Source organism: Streptomyces sp. adm13(2018) (assembly GCF_008042145.1).
Taxonomy (GTDB): Bacteria; Actinomycetota; Actinomycetes; order Streptomycetales; family Streptomycetaceae; genus Streptomyces.
Window position 1 is genome coordinate 1 of record NZ_RDBH01000311.1, and the last position, 3724, is coordinate 3724.

The 3724-nt window shown below is 73.8% G+C and carries 2 protein-coding genes; both read right to left on the reverse strand.

Annotated elements, in window-relative coordinates; translation table 11 throughout:
- Nucleotides 1–32: 32 nt before the first annotated feature.
- A complete protein-coding gene (locus EAO70_RS37010) occupies nucleotides 33–2261 on the reverse strand; it encodes an FG-GAP repeat domain-containing protein (protein WP_261993251.1) in 2229 nt (742 codons plus the stop codon).
- A 290-nt stretch (nucleotides 2262–2551) separates the two neighbouring features.
- A complete protein-coding gene (locus EAO70_RS37015) occupies nucleotides 2552–3646 on the reverse strand; it encodes an AI-2E family transporter (protein ID WP_148007153.1) in 1095 nt (364 codons plus the stop codon).
- Between the last annotated feature and the right edge of the window lie 78 nt (nucleotides 3647–3724).

The window sequence follows — 3724 nt, forward strand, 5'->3', positions numbered from 1 at the left end:
GGGCCGGGCCCGCCCCCCCAGGAGGTGTTCCGTCAGACCACGTCGTTGTAGGCGGTGCCTTCCCCGGGGGCCGCGTAGAGCCGGGTGCTCACCCGTGTGAAGGGCGACTGCCAGCTGCCGGTGGCGCGGTAGAGGTAGGTGCCCTGGGGGCCGTAACCGATCAGGTCCGGGCGGCCGTCGTTGTCCACGTCACCCGCGCCGACGAGCCGGCTGAACATGTTCCAGCCGCTGCCGACGCGGGTGCGCGGGGCGAAGGTGCCGTCGCCCTTGCCGAGGTACAGCCACAGCACGCCGGCGGTGTCACGGGCGACGAGGTCGCCCGCGGCGGCGCCCGCGATGTTCCCGACGGCGGTGATCTGGTCGTAGACGCCCCAGCCGCTGCCGAGACGCACCCGGGAGGCGTAGGGCTTCGTCCAGTCGCCGGTGCCCTTGTAGAGCCACGCGACGCCGTCGGTGCCGGTGGCGACCAGGTCGGACCTGCCGTCGCCGTCGAGGTCGGAGCCGCCCGTGATCTTGTCGTAGGCGTTCCAGCCGCCGCCTACGCGCGCGCGGGCCGTGAAGGTGCCGTCGCCCTTGGCGAGGTAGGTCCACAGGTCGCCCTTGGCGTCGACCGCGACGAGGTCGCCGTGGGCGGCGCCGCCGATCTGCCCGACCGCCTCGATGTGCTTGTACGCCGCCCAGCCGCCGCCGACGGCCGACCGGCCGATCGAGGTGTACCGGCCGTCCACCGGCCCGTCGGACAGGTCGTCCCGCCACAGCGTGCCCGAGGAGTCCCGTGCGAGCAGGTCGGTCGATCCGTTGTCGTTGAAGTCGTGCGGGTTGGCCTGGCGGGTGACCCGGAACGTGCCGGTGGCGCGCGCGGCACTGCCGACGCCGTTGGGGATGGCGACGAAGTACCAGCTGTAGGCGCCGTTCGGGGCGGCGACGCCGTCGATGGTGCCGTCCCACTCCATCACCGGACGCGTGGAACGGTCCTCCGGGCCGGGCAGGGTGATCTGCTTGCCGGTGGCCACGTGCTTCAGCGTCAGCATCGCGAAGGCGGGGCGGGAGATCGTCCACTCCCACCGCACCGGGGTCCCCGGCTGCTGGAGGTCGACCGTCGTGGGGATCTTCGAGTCCAGGACGGTGACGGCGAGGTCGCGGCCCGTGCCCGCGACCCGGGTCACCGCGGGGACGCTGCCCTGGACGCCGTCGAACAGCCGGTAGAGACCGTCGGCGTCGTCCTTGACGCCCCGCACGTACAGGGCGCCGTCGGGGGCGTGGGCGGCGCTGGAGAAGCGCTCCAGGAGTTCGTACGGCTGGGCGTCGGCCTTGAAGAGGTCCACGGCGTACAGCGGGTTGATCGAGGTCCCGTCCGCCTCGCCCGGGACGCCGTACAGCAGCACGTCGCCGACGATGCCGACGACGACGGCCTTCTGGGTGAAGGTGTCGAGCGGGATCTCCCTGGGGAGCCGGCCGGCCCTGTCGACGATGATCCTGTTGCCCTCGGACCGGGTCTCGACGCGGGCGAAGTAGTCGAGGGTGAGGGCGCCCCCGGCGGCCGTCACGAGCTTGCCGGTGTCCCGCTCGTGCCGGAGGGACGTGCCGTGGACGTAGTCGACGAGCCCCAGCGAGTCCTGGTACCGGAACCCGGCTCCGGACTCGTACCGGGTGGTGACCAGGACGAGCGCGTCGTTGCCGGCGGACGCGACGACCTTGAAGCTGACGTGGTTGCCGTAGCCGGAGAGCCGGACCTTCCTGGTCTGCTCGCCGTTCGGGGTGTACAGCCACAGGTCGTGGTAGTTCCCCCCGCGGGGGACCTGCACGAACAGGTCCCGGCCGATCACGCCGACCAGCTTGGCCCCGGCGGCGAACTCGGTGGCGAGGTCGACCGTGACGGGCGCGGCGGCGGAGCCCGTCATGTCCCGGACGGTGATCGTGCCGCTGTCCTCGCCCGTGACGAGGAAGTCGGACTTGCTGTCGTGGCCGACGGTGTCGCCGCCGATCGGCTCCACCGAGCCGTCCGCCTTGCGCCACTCCAGGACGGTCGCACCGGCGGCGTCCTCGCGGGACGTGAGGTAGCCGGTGTCGCCGACGCTGACGACGTCGGTGCCGACCGGCAGGGTCGCCGCGTCGGCGGCCGCGGCGACGGCCGAGGGGACGACGGCCGCGGGGGCGGCGGCGACGGCCGGGACGGTGACGAGGGTCCCCGTCACGGCCGTGACCGTGGACAGGGTGAGAACCGCGGCGGCGAGCCGGCGGCCGGAGGTGCGGTGCTTCACGCGTGCAGTGCCTTCCGAAGCGGGTGACATGGGGGAGCGGCACGGGAGGCGTCCGCCCCCTGCCTCGGAACACGCGGCCCTCTTCGGCGCACGCGACTCCGGGGACGCGGCGGTGAGGGCCGTGCGCGAGGGGACCCGGGGTCGCCGTCCGCGACCGCGTGAGCCCCCCGGAAGCGGCGGGAACGGCACGGCTGCCCGCACGCACCGCCTGGTACGACCATCGGACCGTACGAACGGTTGTACGGGGGAACCGCATCTTCCGCACGCGGGCCGGTCCGGCCGCGGACGCGTCAGGGCGCCGGCGGACTCGGCAGCGCCCCCGGAGGGTCGTCGGGGGACTCGCGGGGAGCCCCGTACCGGGTCCGCAGTTCGCCGAGGATGCCGGTCGCCGCGGCCGTCAGCGGTACGGCGAGGAGCATGCCCAGGATGCCCGCGACGGACGCCCCGGCCGTGATCGCCAGCATCACCGCGGCCGGGTGCATCTGCACGGTCCTGCTCTGCACCATCGGCTGGAGCAGGTAGCCCTCGATCATCTGGACGGCCAGGACGATGCCGAGCACCCAGAGCGCGATCGCGAAGCCGCGGTCCGCCAGCGCGACGAGGACGGCGATCGCGCCGGAGAGGAAGGCGCCGAGGTAGGGGATGTACGCGGTGACGAAGACGAGCGCGGCGAGCCCCACCGCGCCGGGCACGTCGAGGACGACGAGGCCGAGGCCGATGAGGACGGCGTCGACGAGGGCGACGAAGGTCGTCCCGCGCATGAACCCCTCGACGGCCTCGAAGGCGCGGCGCGCCATGGCCTCCACGAGGTCGCCGGTGGCGCGGGGGGCGAGGGCCCGCAGGGCGCCGGCGGCGCGGTCCGAGTCGCGCAGGAAGAAGAAGATCAGCACCAGGGAGAGGGCGGCGGTGGCGAGCATCCCGCCGACGACGCTGAGGCCCGTGAGCACGCCCGAGGCGGCGGTGCCGCCGAACTGCTTCAGGAGTCCCTCGGCGTTCCTCGCGAGGTCGTCGAGCGAGGTCCCGGCCGGGCCGAGGTGCTCGGCGATGTCGGCGGCGGCCTGCCGGAGCGAGGCGACGATCTGGTCACCGGTCTCGATGAGGGCCGCGACGACGATGTACGTGGCACCGCCGACGACCGCGAGGACGGCGACCACGGTGAGCGCGGCGGCGAACGACTTCCGGACCTTCGTCCGGAGCAGGCGCCGGTAGAGGGGCCCGAGCAGCGCGGTACCGAGGATCGCGAGCAGGACGGGCGTCACGACCGTCTCGAAGACGACGCACAGCCAGACGCCGACGGCGGCGACCCCGGCGACCAGGAGCAGGACGACGCACCAGGCGGCGACCCGGCGCGCGGGTTCGGGAAGAAGCGGGGACGACGTCTGCACCCCACCACCGGACCACGCTCCCCGGCGCGCCGTCGCGCGAGGAACCACCGTACGGGTGACGGGGCGTCAGCGGGGGGG